At 45.4% G+C, this 17,693-nt stretch carries 19 protein-coding genes and 1 pseudogene; 15 read left to right on the forward strand and 5 right to left on the reverse strand.

What is annotated here, in order from left to right; translation table 11 throughout:
• Positions 1 to 10: 10 nt before the first annotated feature.
• The 6 genes from sufD (at position 11) to glxB (ending at position 5,436) form a co-directional block, all read left to right on the forward strand.
• The gene (gene sufD / locus PUN35_RS19985) at positions 11 to 1,324 is read left to right on the forward strand and encodes a Fe-S cluster assembly protein SufD (RefSeq protein WP_014480787.1); all 1,314 of its coding nucleotides are present in this window, start codon (positions 11 to 13) and stop codon (positions 1,322 to 1,324) included.
• Positions 1,324 to 2,544: a cysteine desulfurase SufS gene (gene sufS / locus PUN35_RS19990; protein ID WP_014480786.1), complete on the forward strand. Its 1,221-nt coding sequence runs from the start codon at positions 1,324 to 1,326 to the stop codon at positions 2,542 to 2,544. Before sufD ends, sufS begins: the two co-directional genes overlap by 1 nt.
• Positions 2,534 to 2,977, forward strand: coding sequence for a Fe-S cluster assembly sulfur transfer protein SufU (sufU, locus tag PUN35_RS19995; RefSeq protein WP_014480785.1), 444 nt, complete (start codon positions 2,534 to 2,536; stop codon positions 2,975 to 2,977). The genes sufS and sufU overlap by 11 nt, the downstream gene beginning before the upstream one ends.
• A 20-nt stretch (positions 2,978 to 2,997) precedes the next feature.
• The gene (gene sufB, locus PUN35_RS20000) at positions 2,998 to 4,395 is read left to right on the forward strand and encodes a Fe-S cluster assembly protein SufB (protein ID WP_003228608.1); all 1,398 of its coding nucleotides are present in this window, start codon (positions 2,998 to 3,000) and stop codon (positions 4,393 to 4,395) included.
• 269 nt (positions 4,396 to 4,664) lie between these two features.
• On the forward strand, positions 4,665 to 4,943 hold the full coding sequence (locus PUN35_RS20005; RefSeq protein WP_033882108.1) for an ArsR/SmtB family transcription factor: 279 nt from the start codon (positions 4,665 to 4,667) through the stop codon (positions 4,941 to 4,943).
• A 109-nt stretch (positions 4,944 to 5,052) separates the two neighbouring features.
• Positions 5,053 to 5,436, forward strand: coding sequence for a methylglyoxalase (glxB, locus tag PUN35_RS20010; RefSeq protein WP_014480784.1), 384 nt, complete (start codon positions 5,053 to 5,055; stop codon positions 5,434 to 5,436).
• Between the two features lie 63 nt (positions 5,437 to 5,499).
• On the opposite strand, the gene PUN35_RS20015 is transcribed toward glxB, so the two are convergent.
• Both PUN35_RS20015 and sspG read right to left on the reverse strand, forming a co-directional pair.
• Positions 5,500 to 5,775, reverse strand: a complete 276-nt coding sequence (locus tag PUN35_RS20015; RefSeq protein ID WP_003243521.1) for a hypothetical protein — start codon at positions 5,773 to 5,775, stop codon at positions 5,500 to 5,502.
• Positions 5,775 to 5,921 (reverse strand): acid-soluble spore protein SspG, encoded by a 147-nt coding sequence (gene sspG / locus PUN35_RS20020; protein ID WP_003228613.1) that lies wholly within the window; start codon positions 5,919 to 5,921, stop codon positions 5,775 to 5,777. The genes PUN35_RS20015 and sspG overlap by 1 nt, the downstream gene beginning before the upstream one ends.
• A gap of 158 nt (positions 5,922 to 6,079) precedes the next feature.
• Here sspG and PUN35_RS20025 point away from each other — a divergent pair, with 158 nt between their 5' ends.
• From PUN35_RS20025 to frlD, 7 genes and pseudogenes are all read left to right on the forward strand, one after another.
• On the forward strand, positions 6,080 to 7,198 hold the full coding sequence (locus PUN35_RS20025; RefSeq protein WP_014480783.1) for an NAD(P)/FAD-dependent oxidoreductase: 1,119 nt from the start codon (positions 6,080 to 6,082) through the stop codon (positions 7,196 to 7,198).
• Between the two features lie 102 nt (positions 7,199 to 7,300).
• Entirely contained in the window at positions 7,301 to 7,675 is a 375-nt protein-coding gene (locus PUN35_RS20030; protein ID WP_003228617.1) for a nucleotide excision repair endonuclease, read from the forward strand.
• 215 nt (positions 7,676 to 7,890) lie between these two features.
• Entirely contained in the window at positions 7,891 to 8,877 is a 987-nt protein-coding gene (gene frlB, locus PUN35_RS20035; RefSeq protein ID WP_014480782.1) for a fructosamine deglycase FrlB, read from the forward strand.
• A gap of 80 nt (positions 8,878 to 8,957) precedes the next feature.
• Positions 8,958 to 10,226, forward strand: a complete 1,269-nt coding sequence (locus PUN35_RS20040) for an ABC transporter substrate-binding protein (RefSeq protein WP_014480781.1) — start codon at positions 8,958 to 8,960, stop codon at positions 10,224 to 10,226.
• 57 nt (positions 10,227 to 10,283) lie between these two features.
• Positions 10,284 to 11,162 carry a carbohydrate ABC transporter permease gene (locus PUN35_RS20045; protein WP_014480780.1) on the forward strand — a complete coding sequence of 293 codons (879 nt, stop codon included), beginning with the start codon at positions 10,284 to 10,286 and terminating at the stop codon, positions 11,160 to 11,162.
• 3 nt (positions 11,163 to 11,165) lie between these two features.
• Positions 11,166 to 12,061, forward strand: a pseudogene (locus tag PUN35_RS20050) (carbohydrate ABC transporter permease).
• Between the two features lie 13 nt (positions 12,062 to 12,074).
• Complete coding sequence (gene frlD, locus PUN35_RS20055) at positions 12,075 to 12,929, forward strand: fructosamine kinase FrlD (protein WP_003228626.1); 855 nt, start codon at positions 12,075 to 12,077, stop codon at positions 12,927 to 12,929.
• A 24-nt stretch (positions 12,930 to 12,953) separates the two neighbouring features.
• Here frlD and frlR read toward each other — a convergent pair whose 3' ends face one another.
• On the reverse strand, positions 12,954 to 13,682 hold the full coding sequence (gene frlR, locus PUN35_RS20060) for a transcriptional regulator FrlR (RefSeq protein ID WP_014480777.1): 729 nt from the start codon (positions 13,680 to 13,682) through the stop codon (positions 12,954 to 12,956).
• A 181-nt stretch (positions 13,683 to 13,863) separates the two neighbouring features.
• Here frlR and PUN35_RS20065 point away from each other — a divergent pair, with 181 nt between their 5' ends.
• Positions 13,864 to 14,967, forward strand: a complete 1,104-nt coding sequence (locus PUN35_RS20065) for an ABC transporter ATP-binding protein (protein ID WP_014480776.1) — start codon at positions 13,864 to 13,866, stop codon at positions 14,965 to 14,967.
• Between the two features lie 178 nt (positions 14,968 to 15,145).
• Here PUN35_RS20065 and PUN35_RS20070 read toward each other — a convergent pair whose 3' ends face one another.
• Both PUN35_RS20070 and PUN35_RS20075 read right to left on the reverse strand, forming a co-directional pair.
• Positions 15,146 to 16,012: an endonuclease I family protein gene (locus PUN35_RS20070; RefSeq protein ID WP_014480775.1), complete on the reverse strand. Its 867-nt coding sequence runs from the start codon at positions 16,010 to 16,012 to the stop codon at positions 15,146 to 15,148.
• A gap of 82 nt (positions 16,013 to 16,094) precedes the next feature.
• On the reverse strand, positions 16,095 to 16,232 hold the full coding sequence (locus PUN35_RS20075; protein ID WP_014480774.1) for a hypothetical protein: 138 nt from the start codon (positions 16,230 to 16,232) through the stop codon (positions 16,095 to 16,097).
• Between the two features lie 222 nt (positions 16,233 to 16,454).
• Here PUN35_RS20075 and allC point away from each other — a divergent pair, with 222 nt between their 5' ends.
• Positions 16,455 to 17,693 (forward strand): allantoate deiminase, encoded by a 1,239-nt coding sequence (gene allC, locus PUN35_RS20080; protein WP_014480773.1) that lies wholly within the window; start codon positions 16,455 to 16,457, stop codon positions 17,691 to 17,693.

Here is a 17,693-nt window from a genome sequence, read left to right on the forward strand (position 1 = left end):
GGGGATTAATATGACACTAGGTACAAAACTATCCGTAGATCAGGAGTATCTCAAAAGCTTTTCCGAAAAGCACCAAGAACCTGCCTGGCTGAAGAACCTGCGCTTACAGGCTCTTGAACAAGCTGAGGATCTGCCGATGCCAAAACCTGACAAAACAAAAATCACAAACTGGAACTTCACGAATTTCGCGAAGCATACAGTGGATAACGAACCGCTTTCTTCATTAGAAGATTTGACTGATGAAGTAAAAGCGCTGATCGACGTTGAAAACGAAGATAAAACATTATACGTACAGCGTGACCAGACGCCGGCATATCTTTCTCTTTCTCAAGAATTGAAAGACAAAGGCGTCATCTTCACTGATATTCTGACTGCTGCACGCGAGCACAGCGACTTGGTGGAGAAATACTTTATGAAGGACGGCGTGAAGGTTGACGAACATAAGTTAACTGCACTTCACGCGGCTCTTGTTAACGGAGGAGCATTCCTTTATGTTCCGAAAAATGTTCAGGTGGAGACGCCGGTTCAGGCTGTTTATGTCCACGAAAGCAATGATACAGCTCTATTCAACCACGTGCTGATTGTGGCTGAAGACCACAGCTCTGTCACATATGTAGAAAACTACATCAGCACTGTAAACCCGAAAGACGCTGTCTTCAATATTATCAGTGAGGTCATCACAGGTGATAATGCCAGCGTGACATACGGTGCGGTGGATAATCTGTCAAGCGGTGTGACAACTTATGTGAACCGCCGCGGTGCTGCGCGCGGACGCGACAGCAAAATCGAGTGGGCTCTTGGCCTGATGAACGACGGCGACACGATTTCCGAAAATACAACAAACCTTTACGGTGACGGCACATACGGTGATACGAAAACGGTTGTTGTCGGAAGAGGAGAGCAAACAGAAAACTTCACAACACAAATCATCCATTTCGGTAAAGCTTCTGAAGGCTATATCTTGAAGCACGGTGTGATGAAGGATTCCGCTTCTTCTATCTTTAACGGAATCGGCAAAATCGAACATGGCGCTTCTAAAGCGAATGCGGAGCAAGAATCACGCGTGCTGATGCTTAGCGAAAAAGCACGCGGAGACGCAAACCCTATTCTTTTAATTGACGAAGACGATGTAACTGCAGGACATGCGGCATCTGTCGGCCGTGTGGACCCTATTCAGCTTTACTACCTGATGAGCCGCGGGATTCCGAAAGAAGAAGCAGAACGCTTAGTCATTTACGGATTCCTTGCACCGGTAGTAAATGAACTTCCGATTGAAGGCGTTAAGAAACAATTAGTTTCTGTTATCGAAAGGAAAGTGAAGTAATGAATATCACAGATATTCGTGAGCAGTTCCCGATCCTTCATCAGCAAGTGAACGGACATGATCTCGTTTATCTCGACAGCGCGGCGACTTCCCAGAAGCCGCGTGCTGTCATTGAAACACTGGATAAGTATTATAACCAATACAATTCCAATGTTCACCGGGGCGTCCATACACTTGGAACCAGAGCGACAGATGGTTATGAAGGAGCGCGTGAAAAAGTCCGCAAGTTTATTAACGCGAAGTCAATGGCTGAGATTATTTTCACAAAAGGCACGACCACATCACTGAATATGGTGGCGTTAAGCTATGCGCGCGCCAACCTGAAACCTGGTGATGAAGTGGTCATCACCTACATGGAGCATCATGCGAATATCATTCCGTGGCAGCAGGCTGTAAAAGCAACTGGCGCCACATTAAAATATATTCCGCTGCAGGAAGACGGAACGATTTCTTTAGAAGACGTCAGAGAAACGGTCACAAGCAACACAAAAATTGTTGCGGTGTCTCATGTATCTAATGTTCTCGGCACGGTCAACCCGATTAAAGAAATGGCGAAAATCGCTCATGACAATGGGGCTGTCATTGTGGTGGACGGTGCACAAAGCACGCCTCACATGAAAATTGACGTGCAGGATCTCGATTGCGACTTCTTTGCGCTTTCTTCCCATAAAATGTGCGGACCTACTGGCGTTGGTGTGCTGTACGGAAAGAAAGCCCTGCTGGAAAATATGGAGCCTGCCGAATTCGGCGGTGAAATGATCGACTTTGTCGGGCTTTATGAATCAACTTGGAAAGAGCTTCCGTGGAAATTCGAAGCGGGTACGCCGATTATTGCAGGAGCAATCGGTCTCGGTGCCGCCATTGATTTTCTCGAAGCAATCGGTCTTGATGAGATTTCCCGCCATGAGCACAAGCTTGCAGCTTATGCGCTTGAACGCTTCCGCCAGCTTGACGGCGTAACGGTTTACGGGCCGGAAGAGCGTGCCGGGCTTGTCACATTTAACCTTGATGATGTTCATCCGCACGATGTGGCGACTGTGCTTGATGCGGAGGGAATCGCAGTCAGAGCCGGCCACCATTGTGCGCAGCCGCTGATGAAATGGCTGGATGTAACTGCTACTGCAAGAGCAAGCTTTTATCTGTATAATACAGAGGAAGAGATTGATAAGCTTGTGGAAGCTCTTCAAAAGACAAAGGAGTATTTTACAAATGTCTTTTAATGCAAACTTAGATACATTGTACAGACAGGTGATTATGGATCATTACAAAAACCCGCGAAATAAAGGGGTTTTGAATGACAGCATTGTCGTGGATATGAACAATCCGACATGCGGCGACCGCATCAGACTGACAATGAAGCTTGACGGAGACATCGTGGAAGATGCGAAGTTTGAAGGGGAAGGCTGTTCCATTTCAATGGCATCCGCTTCGATGATGACTCAGGCCATTAAAGGGAAAGATATTGAAACTGCCCTTTCCATGTCTAAGATTTTCTCGGATATGATGCAAGGGAAAGAGTATGATGATTCTATAGATCTCGGGGATATTGAAGCCCTTCAAGGCGTTTCAAAATTCCCGGCCCGTATCAAATGTGCAACCCTGTCTTGGAAAGCACTTGAAAAAGGAGTCGCGAAACAAGAAGGCGGCAATTAAAAGGATTGGAGTGAAAATGGATGGCTAAAAAAATGCCTGATATTGGTGAATACAAGTATGGTTTTCACGACAAGGACGTTTCCATTTTCCGTTCAGAGCGCGGATTGACAAAAGAAATCGTAGAAGAAATTTCTCGCATGAAAGAAGAGCCTCAATGGATGCTTGACTTCCGCTTGAAATCACTTGAGCATTTCTACAATATGCCGATGCCTCAATGGGGCGGAGATTTAAACTCACTGAACTTTGACGAAATTACGTACTACGTAAAACCGTCTGAGCGTTCAGAGCGTTCTTGGGATGAAGTTCCTGAAGAAATTAAGCAAACATTCGACAAGCTCGGTATTCCTGAAGCTGAACAAAAATACCTTGCGGGTGTTTCTGCTCAGTACGAATCTGAGGTTGTATACCACAACATGAAAGAAGATCTTGAAGCGCAAGGCATCGTCTTTAAAGACACTGACAGCGCGCTGAAAGAGAATGAAGATATTTTCCGTGAGCACTGGGCAAAAGTAATCCCGCCGACTGATAACAAGTTTGCGGCGCTTAACTCAGCTGTTTGGTCCGGCGGATCTTTCATCTACGTGCCTAAAGGCGTGAAGGTTGAAACACCGCTTCAAGCTTACTTCCGTATCAACTCTGAGAACATGGGTCAGTTCGAACGTACACTGATCATTGTTGACGAAGAAGCAAGCGTTCATTATGTTGAAGGCTGTACTGCGCCTGTTTACACAACAAACTCACTTCACAGTGCGGTCGTTGAGATCATCGTGAAAAAAGGCGGCTACTGCCGTTATACAACGATCCAAAACTGGGCGAACAACGTTTACAACCTTGTAACAAAGCGTACAGTCTGTGAAGAAAACGCAACAATGGAATGGATCGACGGCAACATCGGTTCTAAGCTGACAATGAAATATCCGGCTTGTATCCTAAAAGGCGAAGGCGCGCGCGGTATGACGCTTTCTATCGCTCTTGCGGGTAAAGGCCAGCATCAGGATGCAGGTGCGAAAATGATTCACCTTGCACCAAACACATCATCTACAATCGTATCAAAATCGATTTCAAAACAGGGCGGAAAAGTAACGTACCGCGGAATCGTCCACTTCGGACGCAAAGCGGAAGGCGCCCGCTCTAACATCGAGTGCGATACGCTCATTATGGATAACAAATCAACTTCAGACACAATTCCTTACAATGAAATCTTAAATGATAACATTTCATTGGAGCACGAAGCGAAAGTGTCTAAAGTATCTGAAGAGCAGCTCTTCTACTTGATGAGCCGCGGTATTTCTGAAGAAGAAGCAACTGAAATGATCGTAATGGGCTTCATCGAGCCATTCACAAAAGAGCTTCCAATGGAATACGCAGTTGAAATGAACCGTTTGATTAAGTTCGAAATGGAAGGTTCTATAGGTTAATGATGAAAACTCCTTTGTTTATCAAGGGGTTTAGAGATAGTTATCAATTTTAAAATGGCCGGCGTGCCGAATTTGATTGTAGAAGACGAACTTTTGAAGTTCGTCTTCTTTTATTTTTCAGAGACATATCCACTGTTATTTTGATGGTTTTAATTCCTTATCGATTAGAACATTTCAGACCTGCGCCGGATAGGTTCAGTTCCTATATCACGCAACCATACAGTTGCTTATACTTGACATGCAACTAATGAGTTGCTTATACTCAATATATGAATGAGAACAAAGACGCTATATTCAAAGCACTCGGCGATTCGACTCGGCGGCTTATATTAGACGAATTATCTGAACGCAACGAGCTGACGTTGTATGAACTTACGATACGTCTTATTACAAAGTACGACCTTTCTATTACGCGACAGGCGATAGCTAAACACCTTTCTGTACTGGAGGATGCAGGACTCGTAACATCAAAACGAAAGGGAAAATATCGAGTACTTATATTCAACAACGAACCGCTTAAAAATTTGCTGAAAGGATGGATAGAGTAATTTTATAAAACCAGCACTGAGTTTCTGACAAATGTTGGTTTGTTTTGCTTGAAGCCGGATTGTTTGCACAGTACCATGCACCATAAATATCAAAGGAGGCAACAACAATATGAAAATCATTGTGACTAGTATATTCGTGCAAGATCAAGACAAGGCACTGAAGTTCTATACAGAAAAACTGGGGTTTGTAAAAAAGGAGGATGTCCCCATGGGGAAATTCAGGTGGATAACGCTTGTTTCTCCAGATGATCAAGACGGAACCGAGCTTTTACTCGAACCGAATGAACATCCTGCCGCCAAGGAGTATCAAAAGAAGATATTCTCCGAAGGCTTCCCGGCCACAATGTTTGGCGTTGCAGATATTCAAAAAGAGTACAACCGATTAAAGGAAAAAGGCGTGACGTTTTCGATGGAACCGACAAAAATGGGCGAAGTCACAATAGCTGTCTTCGACGATACATGCGGTAACCTTATTCAAATTGTACAGAAGTAACCGATTCAGTCGCGTCCTTTTTGTATGCAGAAGAAAAACCGCTGGCCGAGGGGCCGCGGTTTTTTACTCTTCTTCTGTCTCCTGATTGATAATTTGCTTTACAGATGATCTGCTGTTATTTTCTCTGTTCATCTCTCGCAATTGAGTATAAGCCATATCGAATTCCTCTTTTGTCATCTGCTTTGCGGCTAATGCAGAGCATAATATAGCAAAAGCAATTGGCATTGTATCAATGTGAATGTCGATATGGACCTCTGAGTTGCCGCTGTTTTTGATAACAGATTCAGTAGTGGGTATCTCTTGAGTATGTCTGTTGAGAGGAATGATGTTTTCGTTCATTAGTCTTCTCCGTCTTGTGACTGCGCCTGTGCCTGATCCTGATCTGTATTCACGCTGACCACGACTTTTGCATTACCGCTGTTTTGGACTTTTGCGACTGCCGCATCGCGTCTGTTTTCTTCATTTTCATGACGATTTTCGCTCATGGTATCATCCTTTCTCTATTGATAGTGACAGGATATTCGATAGAAGAGTAAAGAGATTGGACGAACTTCGCGGTTTTTCCACATTAGGGAAAAAGGTCGAAGGAAAGCATACTATTTGGTAAAATGAATAGACATTATAATAGAAAAGGTGTTTGCATATGAAATCGTACATCATCGTCGGCGCAGGGATTCTGGGCGCGTCGACGGCTTATCATCTCGCAAAATCAGGCGCTCGCGTTACTGTCATTGATCGGAAAGAGCCGGGACAAGCGACTGATGCGGCGGCGGGGATCGTCTGTCCATGGCTCTCGCAACGCCGTAATCAGGATTGGTACCAGCTTGCTAAGGGGGGAGCGCAGTACTATAAGGATTTAATCCATCAATTGGAAAAAGACGGTGAATCGGATACAGGATACAAACGTGTCGGTGCCATCAGCATTCATACTGACGCGTCTAAACTCGATAAAATGGAGGAAAGGGCGTATAAGAGACGGGAGGATGCGCCGGAAATCGGCGACATTACCCGCTTGTCTGCAAGTGAAACGAAAAAGCTGTTTCCGATTTTAGCTGACGGCTATGAATCGGTTCATATCAGCGGTGCCGCCCGTGTGAACGGAAGAGCGCTGTGCCGGTCGCTTTTAAGCGCTGCAGAGAAACGCGGCGCAACGGTCATCAAAGGAAATGCGTCCTTGCTTTTTGAAAACGGAACAGTCACCGGCGTGCAAACAGATGCAAAGCAGTTTGCGGCTGACGCGGTCATTGTGACGGCGGGAGCATGGGCCAATGAGATATTGAAGCCTCTTGGCATTCATTTTCAAGTGTCATTTCAAAAAGCGCAGATTATGCATTTTGAAATGACAGATGCAGATACAGGATCGTGGCCGGTTGTCATGCCGCCGAGTGATCAGTACATTCTTTCGTTTGATAACGGCAGAATTGTAGCCGGCGCCACACACGAAAACGATGCAGGCCTTGATGATCTTCGTGTGACAGCCGGAGGCCAGCACGAAGTATTAAGCAAAGCGTTAGCCGTTGCACCGGGTCTTGCTGATGCGGCTGCAGTTGAAACAAGAGTGGGCTTCAGGCCGTTTACACCGGGTTTTCTGCCGGTCGTTGGGGCCGTGCCGAATGTTCAAGGCCTATATGCTGCAAACGGTTTGGGTGCTTCTGGACTGACGATGGGGCCGTTCTTGGGTGCAGAGCTCGCAAAGCTAGTTCTCGGAAAGCAGACAGAATTAGACCTTAGTCCTTATCATCCAGCCGGAGCACTTGCATAATAAATAAAGGCTTAACAAACAAATAGTATAAAGCTGTTCTGGCTTTTCTTTTCTGTATGTGTTAGCATTTATCTTTAATGAAAAAGAGGACGTGAACTGATTTTGATAAAAATTGATATACCCGCACCGAATGTCACCATCACTGAACGACAGCAGTCAGCTAATGATAACGAGCCGAAGATAAAACCGATTCACGGATTCATTGACTTTCACCAGATCCCAAGGGACAAAGGCGGCATTTTTATGTTTTACAACATTCATGACGAGCTGCTGTTTGTCGGTAAAGCCAGAAAGTTAAGACAGAGAATTAAGAAGCATTTCGAAGACACTGTTTCACCGATCAAACATCACAGAGATGAAGTTTATAAAATTGAGGTATGTGTAGTTGATGATCCAATGGAAAGAGAGATTTATGAAACATATATCATCAATACACAGCACTCGAAGTACAATATAGACAAGGTATTTTTTAAATAAGACGTCAGTCTGCGGATTGAACAGCGAAGCCAGAGCTTAAGTCAAGTTCTGGCTTTTGATTTGGGCATTTTTTCGCATATAGACCCTTTGTCTGTCATTCGAATAAATTATTGAGAAATTTCAGAAAATAATATTGACAATCCTACCCGCGGACTTTAATATAACAATATATAATGTTATATAACGTTATATAATAAAAACGGGGAGTGAAGGATTTGAGTCAGGCCACAGCAAAAGTAAATCGTGAGGTTCAAGCTTTCTTGCAGGATTTGAAAGGGAAAACCATTGATCATGTATTCTTTGTCGCATGCGGAGGGTCTTCTGCCATTATGTATCCGAGTAAGTATGTGTTTGACAGAGAGTCAAAATCAATAAACTCCGACCTCTACAGCGCCAACGAATTTATTCAGCGCAACCCTGTTCAGCTTGGTGAAAAGTCTCTTGTTATTTTGTGCTCGCATTCGGGAAATACCCCGGAGACAGTCAAAGCTGCTGCGTTTGCAAGGGGAAAGGGTGCACTTACGATTGCGATGACGTTTAAACCGGAGTCTCCTTTAGCGCAGGAAGCGCAATATGTTGCCCAGTACGATTGGGGTGATGAGGCGCTTGCGATCAATACAAACTATGGCGTTTTGTATCAAATCGTTTTTGGCACCCTGCAAGTATTAGAAAACAATACGAAATTTGAGCAGGCAATTGAAGGCTTAGACCAATTGCAGGCTGTATATGAAAAAGCCCTTAAGCAGGAAGCTGACAACGCCAAGCAATTTGCAAAAGCCCATGAAAAAGAAAGTATTATTTATACCATGGCAAGCGGTGCAAACTACGGTGTCGCTTACTCCTACAGCATCTGCATTCTCATGGAAATGCAATGGATTCATTCCCACGCCATTCATGCCGGAGAATATTTTCACGGACCGTTTGAAATTATTGATGAATCCGTGCCGTTTATCATCCTGCTCGGTTTAGATGAAACAAGACCTCTTGAAGAGCGGGCGCTTACCTTCTCGAAAAAGTATGGCAAAAAGCTCACTGTGCTTGATGCTGCATCTTACGACTTCACTGCAATTGACGATTCAGTTAAAGGCTATCTTTCTCCGCTCGTTCTCAATCGTGTGCTGAGAAGCTATGCAGACGAGCTGGCAGAGGCGAGAAATCATCCTTTATCCCATAGAAGATACATGTGGAAAGTTGAGTATTGATCTGAAAATGAGGAACCATTATGCATTAGACTATAATGTTATATAACATTATAGTCTAATGTCCAGAGGAGGCCAACCCTTTGAAGAAAATGTTGTTGTTCTTGATCATTGCAGCTGTCAGTATGTTCACCATTGCAGGCTGTTCGAGCCAAAGCAGTTCAGCGGACGGAAAGGTGACATTGAAATTTTTCCACAGATGGCCGAAGGAGCCGGAAAAAAGTTATTTTGAAGAGGTTGTTAAGGAATTTGAAAAAGAACACCCAGATATCGATATTCAAATTGAAGCCGTTTTAAATGACTCCTATAAAGATAAAATTAAGGTCATGCTGGGAACCACCAGCCCTCCTGACATTTACTTCTCTTGGAGCGATGAGTTTGCTTTTAAATTTATCAGAGGCAATAAAGCACTTGATCTCTCGTCCTACTACAAAAATGACACCGATTGGTCATCACAGCTCGTTCAATCGCAAATTACACCATTTACTTATGAAAACAAGCAATATGGCGTACCGTGGCAAATGGACGCTAAATCATTCTTCTATAATAAAGACATTTTCCAAAAGCTGAATCTTGATCCCCCGAAGACGTGGGATGAATTAATCGATGTGTCAAAAAAGCTGAAAGAACATGGCTACACACCGATCAGCTTTGGAACAAAGGCGACTTGGACAATCTCGCACTATATCGGCACGCTTAATCAGCGGATGGTCGATGAAAAAACACGGGAAAAGGACTATAACGCCAAAACGGGTGAATTTACTGATGAAGGCTACGTAAAAGCACTTGAAAAGCTTCAAGAGCTGATGCCTTACTTTAATAAACATGTAAACTCCGTCGACCACGAATATGTGAGACAGCAATTTAAGAGCGGAAAGTCGGCGATGATATATGCGGAAACAGCGGAAATCAAGCTGGTTGAACCGGTTAATCTCGGGATGTTCCCATTTCCTGAAATCAGCGGGCAGAAAGGATCTTCAGAAGCGTTAACGGGAGCGCCGGAAGGATTCATGATCTCCTCAAGAACAAAACATCCGAAGGAAGCGATGGAATTTTTGCAGTTCTTGACGTCGAAAAGAATGGGCGAAAAGCTCGTGAAAGATGTCGGGAAATACAGTGCAGTGCAAGGTACGGCTACTGAAGAAAATGCAACAGCCATTCAGCGTGAAGCCGTTCAGCATATTGTTGATGCCAAATCAATGGTTCCATGGTTTGATATGGATGTCGATGTTGAAGTCGCAGATGCGTACCTAACAGGCGTCCAGCAAATGCTTGGCGGCGACATGACACCGCAGCAGGTGATGAAAGCCGTTCAAAAGGCAGCAAAGCAGGTGAGGGCGTCAGCTGAATAAATCAAAGAAAAGGTGAAGCTTCGCACCTTTTCTTTTTATAAAGGAGATGAGATACCCTTGGTCAATCAGAATAAAATAATCCCCTATTTGTTTTTGGTGCCCGCTCTCGTTTTTTTACTTTTCGTTTATATCCCGATTTTTGAGAATGTATTCCTCAGCCTGTTTCAGTGGAGCTCATTTTCTCCGGAAAAAACGTTTATCGGCTTAAAAAACTATGTTGAATTATTTCATGATCCTGTCTTCTATCAGGCACTTACCAATAATGTGCTTTATGCAGTGATCTCAATTGTATGCCAGGTATTTGGCGGTTTGATTTTGGCGGCGGTGCTTGAGGATAAGCTGGTCAGAAAATGGTCGCCGTTTTTTCGTACCGTTTTCTTTTTGCCGGTTGTCATCTCAATGACTGTGATCGCGCTTTTGTTTGATTTTATTTACAATCCGGAGACAGGGCTGTTGAATCAGCTGCTTCAGGCCATCGGTCTTGATCAGCTGACGAGGGCCTGGCTCGGGGATGACAGCACAGCTATGCTTTCTGTCATTTTTGTGTCCCAGTGGCAATCTGTCGGTTATATTGCGATGTTGTACATCGTGTCGATTCAAAAAATACCGGATGAACTGTATGAAGCGGCCCGGCTTGACGGCGCGGGTAAAATTCAGCAGTTTTTTCATATTACTGTTCCCCAGACGAAAGAGATGTCTTTTGTTGCGGTGGTCATGACGCTGACCGGGGCCTTTACGGTCTTTAATGAGCCGTACATTTTGACAGGCGGCGGGCCGGGAAACGCGTCAGAAGTCTTGAGCACGTTTTTATATAAAAGCGCCTTTACAGAGGATATGATGGGCTACGCCTCAGCGATTGCCACTGTCGTGTTAATCATTACGCTTGCATTATCGCTCATGCAAATGAAGTTCTTTAAAACCGGAAAGGAGGAGTAACTGATGCTGCCTCAGAAGAAGACAGATTCGTTCAGATTGGAGCCTGTGCCTGACCAGCACATTGAGGTGAAAAGAAAGCCTAGACGAAAATGGTATATCGGAGAAACGTCTGTGTGGGTTTTTCTGTTTCTTTATCTGATTGCGATTGCCTATCCGCTTCTCTGGATGGTGATGAGCGCCTTTAAAAACTCTGACGATATTTTTGAGCACAGCTGGTCGCTGCCGTCTTCGTGGCATCCGGAAAATTTTGTTTCCGCCTGGAACCAGGGGATTTCTTCTTATTTTATGAACAGTGTCATCGTTACGGCGCTGACGTGTGTGATCACTGTCTTTATCAGTGCATGGGCAGCGTATGGCCTTTCCCGGTTTGAGTTTAAAGGAAAAGGATTCTTCTATGTCTTGGCGGATTGATGCTGACGCCGCAGGTCAGTCTTATGCCGCTTTATTCTATTATTCAGTCGCTTGGCCTGTACAATACGTATTGGGCGTTAATCCTGCCGTATGCGGCTTATCGGATCCCATTCACCATCATTTTGATCCGCTCTTATTTTCTTTCTATTTCCAAAGAATTGGAGGAGGCGGCCTATTTGGATGGGTGTACAAGTTTTGGAGTATTTTTCAGAATTTTCTTACCGATGAGCGTGCCGATTTTGGTGACATCCGGCATTTTGACGGCTTACCATACATGGAATGAGTTTATGTTTGCGATTATTTTCATAGATGATGAGAATTTGCGGACCATTCCAGCCGGGCTGATGCAGTTCAGAGACGCGCTGCAGACAGACTGGGGCGTCCTGCTGGCGGGGTTAACGATTTCAGCCGCGCCGATTATTATTCTATTTTTATTGATGCAGAAATATTTTGTCCGCGGGATTGCAAGCGGCAGTGTAAAAGGATAAAGGAGGATGCGCTATGAAGTTGATTGCGGTTGGAGATAATGTTGTAGATTACTACCAGGATCAAGAAACATTTTACCCGGGAGGAAATGCCTTAAACGTTGCTGTGCTTGCCAAGCGGCTCGGGCATGAGTCTTCCTATATCGGAATCGTCGGCAATGACGAAGCCGCGGCGCATCTGTTGAACGTTCTCAAGCTGGAGCAGGTCAATGCAGATTATATCCGCCAGGCGCATGGAGAAAACGGGATGGCGATTGTCACCCTTGATGAACAGGGGGACCGCATTTTTGTCAGGTCAAATAAAGGCGGCATTCAGTCCCGGCTTCGGCTCGCGTTCCAGGAGAAAGATGTATCTTTTATCAGCGGGCATGATCTGCTGCATACGAGCGTGTACAGCAGGCTTGAGAACGATCTTCCGCAGCTGTGCGGGCTTGTCCCGGTCTCATTTGATTTTTCAACCAATCGGGAGGATGATTATTTGAGGAGGGTCTGTCCTTATGTGACGTATGCGTTTTTTTCAGGAAGCGATTTGAGTGAGTCGGAATGCGGTGAGCTTGCCAAAACAGCTCATGGGTACGGAGCCAAAATGGTTTGTATGACCCGAGGGGGCCAAGGAGCAATCCTGTCTGCGGGTGATCGAGTCTATCATCAGCCGATTGTGGAAGCTGATATAATAGATACACTTGGAGCGGGAGATTCTTTTATAGCAGGCTTTTTGACTGCCTTTTGCGTGAAGCAGGATATAACGTACGCTTTGCGCCAGGCCGCCGAAACGGCTGCGAAAACATGCGGTGTGTACGGAGCTTTCGGCTATGGCTATCCTTATCGCTTGGAGGACGGGGGAAGCAGTGAAAAAACGAGAATACTATAAGCAGTGTCTCGTTTTTTATGCCTGTTATGTGTAGGGGCTGTTGATGGTAAAAGTGACACGGTTTGTGTGCATCAAAAACAATGAGCAATAGATTGGCTGGTCGTTTGATGTAAAAGCCGTTTTATCAATTTCAAACAGCGCATCCCCGATATCACAATCCAGGTATTTGCTTTCCTCCTGTTGGGCATATACAACGTTTAATAGCTTAGTATTGTGCGTGGGTACAACTTTGTATTGCTGTTTCAAAATATCATGCATGGAGACGCCGTCAGCAATAAAGGTATCAATGCCGGGAAACAAATCAAGCGGATAATGCGTCACTTCAAAGGTGAGAGGCTGATCATCATTATATAAAATCCGTTTTAATTCAACGACAGGGCTCTCGGGATGGATTTGAAGCTTTTCTGCGATGGGTTTTGACGCTGGAATGATGTCATGGGACAGCACATGATGCTTCGGTTTTTTGCCGGTTGATTCCATAAATTCCGAGTAGCCGTTTACAGCGATCAGCTCTCGTTTTAATTTAGGGCTTTTAACGAACGTTCCCTTTCCCTGCTGCCTGATCAGATAGCCTTCTTCGACTAAATCGAGAATGGCTTTCCTGACGGTGATGCGGCTGACGTTATACTTGGTGCAAAGCTCGTTTTCGGTAGGCAGCTTGGCGGTTGGGGAATACACGCCCTTTTTGATGTCATCAGTGATGATTTGTTTTAGCTGAATGTATAAAGGTGTAGAACTTCCGTTGTTTAACAAAGGGTAGCCTCCTTTTAACCTATTATTTATATTATAATGTATTATGACGTTATAATACAAATTTACATTTTTTATTTTAGAAATATAGCAAAAATGGGAATCGATTACTCTAAAAATAACAGAAAGACCAAGTTGTTTCCAGTGACGAAATAACGGGTCAAAAGATAGGGGGACTTTTCTGATGGCTTCATTAACATTTGAACACGTCAAAAAATCATATCACTCACAATTAACCGTGAAGGACTTTGATTTAGATGTAAAGGATAAGGAGCTTTTGGTGCTGGTGGGGCCGTCAGGATGCGGAAAATCAACAACGCTGCGGATGGTGGCTGGATTAGAAAGCATTTCTGAAGGAAATCTTCTTATTGATGGGGAGCGGGTCAATGATCTTCCGCCGAAAGAACGTGATATTGCGATGGTATTCCAGAACTATGCGCTTTATCCGCATATGACGGTTTTTGATAATATGGCGTTTGGATTAAAGCTCAGAAAGATGGCGAAACAGGAAATTGCCGAGCGGGTTCATGCGGCAGCCAGAATTTTAGAAATTGAACATTTGCTGAAGAGAAAACCGAAGGCGCTCTCCGGCGGGCAGCGGCAAAGGGTGGCGCTTGGCAGGTCGATTGTGAGGGAGCCGAAGGTCTTTTTAATGGACGAGCCGCTTTCTAATCTGGATGCAAAACTAAGAGTGACGATGCGGACAGAAATCAGCAAGCTGCACCAGCGATTAGAGGCAACGATCATTTATGTCACGCATGACCAGACCGAAGCAATGACAATGGGAGATCGGATTGTCGTCATGAATGAAGGGGAAATTCAGCAAGTGGCGAAACCTCATGACATTTATCGTTACCCGGCCAATTTGTTTGTCGCAGGCTTCATTGGCTCTCCCGGAATGAACTTTTTGAAAGGCATCATAGAACAGCAGCATGGCGAGCTTTTTTTTACAAATTCTTCGATCCGGCTTCATATTCCTGAAGAAAAAGCAAAGCGGCTGAAGGAAAAGGGATATGCCGGAGAACAGATGATTGCCGGTGTACGGCCGGAGCACATCACACAAATGACAGGAAATGACCAGTTGTTTGATTCAGTGTTTCAAGCGAACGTGGAAGTGAATGAAAATCTGGGCTCGGAGCTCATAGTGCATGTCATGGCTGGGGACGAGCGACTCAAGGTCCGCCTGGACGGAAACACGCGAATCGATGCAGGCGATTCAATCCAGCTCTCAGTGAAAATGGACCACGTCGTCTTTTTCGATGTGGAAACGGAAGAGGCTGTGTATTAGAAAAAGGTGCTCCTAAAAAGGGCACCTCAGCGTGTCGACAAACCCTCGCATTCGTTGTCAGGACTGCGCTTCGGTGCTCACGAATTAGAACATTCGCTCCGCTCCTATGCTCGTCCTTCCTAGTCTTCAAGGGTTTTGGCAAGAATCTGAGGTGCTCCTAAAAAGGAGCACCTTTTTCTTACGGCCAAATCTCATCCGCCCATTCAGGGTGGTCGATAAATGGATTGCGGTTGTGCTGATATTTTTCATAAATGATTTCATTTCTTTTCCGCTCGCGGTCGTCAACCGGATCCTGCTTATTCCATTCGAGCAGGACAGATTGTTTGCCATGATAAGGAGCTGAGCCGTTGCCTGTCTTATCATTAAGCTCAAGATCAGGATAGCCGTCATCACCCTCGTAACGGACAGCCATGTAAAACAGCATGCGGGCAACATCGCCTTTCACATCATCGCGGGGCTCCCATGAATCGCCGTCATAATAATTTCCGGGTGCCTTCGCATATTCAGTGCCGCCATTGTCAAAATCCATATTTCCTCTGGCGCTGTTAACTTGAACATCAGCCGGGCGCAAATGATGAATATCAGTACCAGGTCCCTTGCTCGTGCCAAAATCGCCATGGGATTTCGCCCAGACATGCTCGCGGTTCCAATCGCCGACATTGCCGCCGTTCAGGTTTTTGGACCGCGATTCATTCGTATAGAGCAGGATGACGTTATTCGGATTTCTCGGATCTTCATCCGTTTCTTTCAGCGCGTTCCACACTTCGCTGTAGGACAGCATCGTGTGTCCGCTGATAATGCGGTGCAGGGTGCTTTTTAGCGAGTCTCCTGTTTTACCTTCAGCCCCTTCATAATAGGTATCTGTGTCAGCATAGGGTGCAGCGGGGGCGGCTAATGAGAGAAGGCTTCCTGTTCCAGAAGGGGAAGACGCCAATCGGTCATTAAGGCTTAATGCGGTTTGCGCGCTTGCTGAAGCTGCAGGCGCAAGCCATCCGGAAATCAGTAATACACAGACGAGCGGCAGAAACCATGCTTTTTTTGTCATCACTTGCCCTCCTTTTATCAGATCATGTCTATTATTCTAAAATTGAAATAAAGGATAGAAGTGTCATTTTGTATATTTTTCATTAAAATTGTAAATTAGTCCCTTTGGAGGAGGCGGAAATCTCCTGTTCCCATATCTTTAGGTCCTGTTTTTGCGAGCTGCCGGCATTTCTGTTTTCATCCGTTCCGCGAACATCGCCTCTCCAGCTTAGCTTGTTCATATGAAAGGCATTTTGACCCTCTCTTTCGCTCTTGCTGGCTCTCTTCCTTACCGTGTTTTCTTTTGACCTTTACATCAAAATAGTTGTGACATGTAGGGTGTATCTGGTTGCTGGATGGATACTGCGGCTAAAAAATAAACGTTTTTTTGGTTAATCTGTCAATGAACTATCATGTTCCTCCTTCTATAATGAAGTCACCATAGCGGCCAGAGGGGGGAGTACATGGAAAAGCAGAAGCTTTCAGTAAAAAACAGCATCACAGATTATATTGAATGGCTCGCCCAATACGGTGCGTCTGCGGATGGCGGCGTAACGAGGCTTTTATACACAAAAGAGTGGATGGACGCACAGCTTGCTGTGAAAACGGAAATGTCTGCTTTCGGGCTTGAAACAAGATTCGACGATGTCGGCAATGTGTTTGGAAGGCTTTCGGGCACCCAGTCTCCGGATGAAGTCATTGTAACCGGTTCACATATCGATACTGTCATCAATGGGGGAAAATACGACGGCGCCTATGGTGTTCTGGCGGCGATGCTTGCGATAAAGCGGCTCAAAGAGACATATGGAGCGCCGAAAAAAACACTCGAAGCGGTATCTTTATGTGAGGAGGAGGGCAGCCGTTTTCCAATGACCTATTGGGGATCAGGGAATTTAACGGGTGTTTTTTCATTACAGGATGGAGCAGAGCCAAGAGACGAATCAGGAGTCTCGCTGCAACATGCGATGCAAGAGAACGGTTTTGGCAAAGGTGTGTTTCAGGCAGCATATCGGACAGATATCAGCGCTTTTGTTGAGCTCCATATTGAACAGGGACAGACATTGGAAATGTCAGGACGGGACCTCGGGATTGTGACAAGCATTGCGGGGCAGAGGCGCTATCTCGTCACGCTGGAGGGGGAATGCAATCATGCGGGAACCACCTCCATGAAATGGCGCAAGGACCCGCTCGCAGCCAGCAGCCGTATCATTCATGAGCTGTTGCTGCGGTCGGAGGAGCTGCCGGATGAGCTCCGTCTGACATGCGGAAAAATAACGGCAGAGCCCAATGTAGCCAATGTCATACCGGGCCGCGTCCAGTTTTCAATCGATATTCGCCATCAGCATCAGCATGTGCTGGAGCAGTTTCATCAAGACATGGTTGCTTTGATCAACGGCATTTGCCTACAAAAAGGAATTCGCGCCGTGATTGATGAATATATGCGGATAGAGCCTGTGCCGATGGACGAAAGGCTGAAGGCTGCGGCTTTTGAAACAGCATTAGAAAACGGCTTCAGCTGTGAGGAAATGGTGAGCGGAGCAGGGCATGACGCGCAAATGATCGGAAGGCGCTATCCTGCTTGTATGCTGTTTGTGCCGAGCCGAGGCGGCGTCAGCCACTCACCGAAGGAATATACGTCAGCCAGACAGCTTGAGATCGGCGTCCGCGCACTGACTGATTTATTATACAAACTGGCTTACTGA

It is taken from the genome of Bacillus sp. N3378-2at (assembly GCF_033412715.1).
GTDB lineage: Bacteria > Bacillota > Bacilli > Bacillales > Bacillaceae > Bacillus > Bacillus subtilis.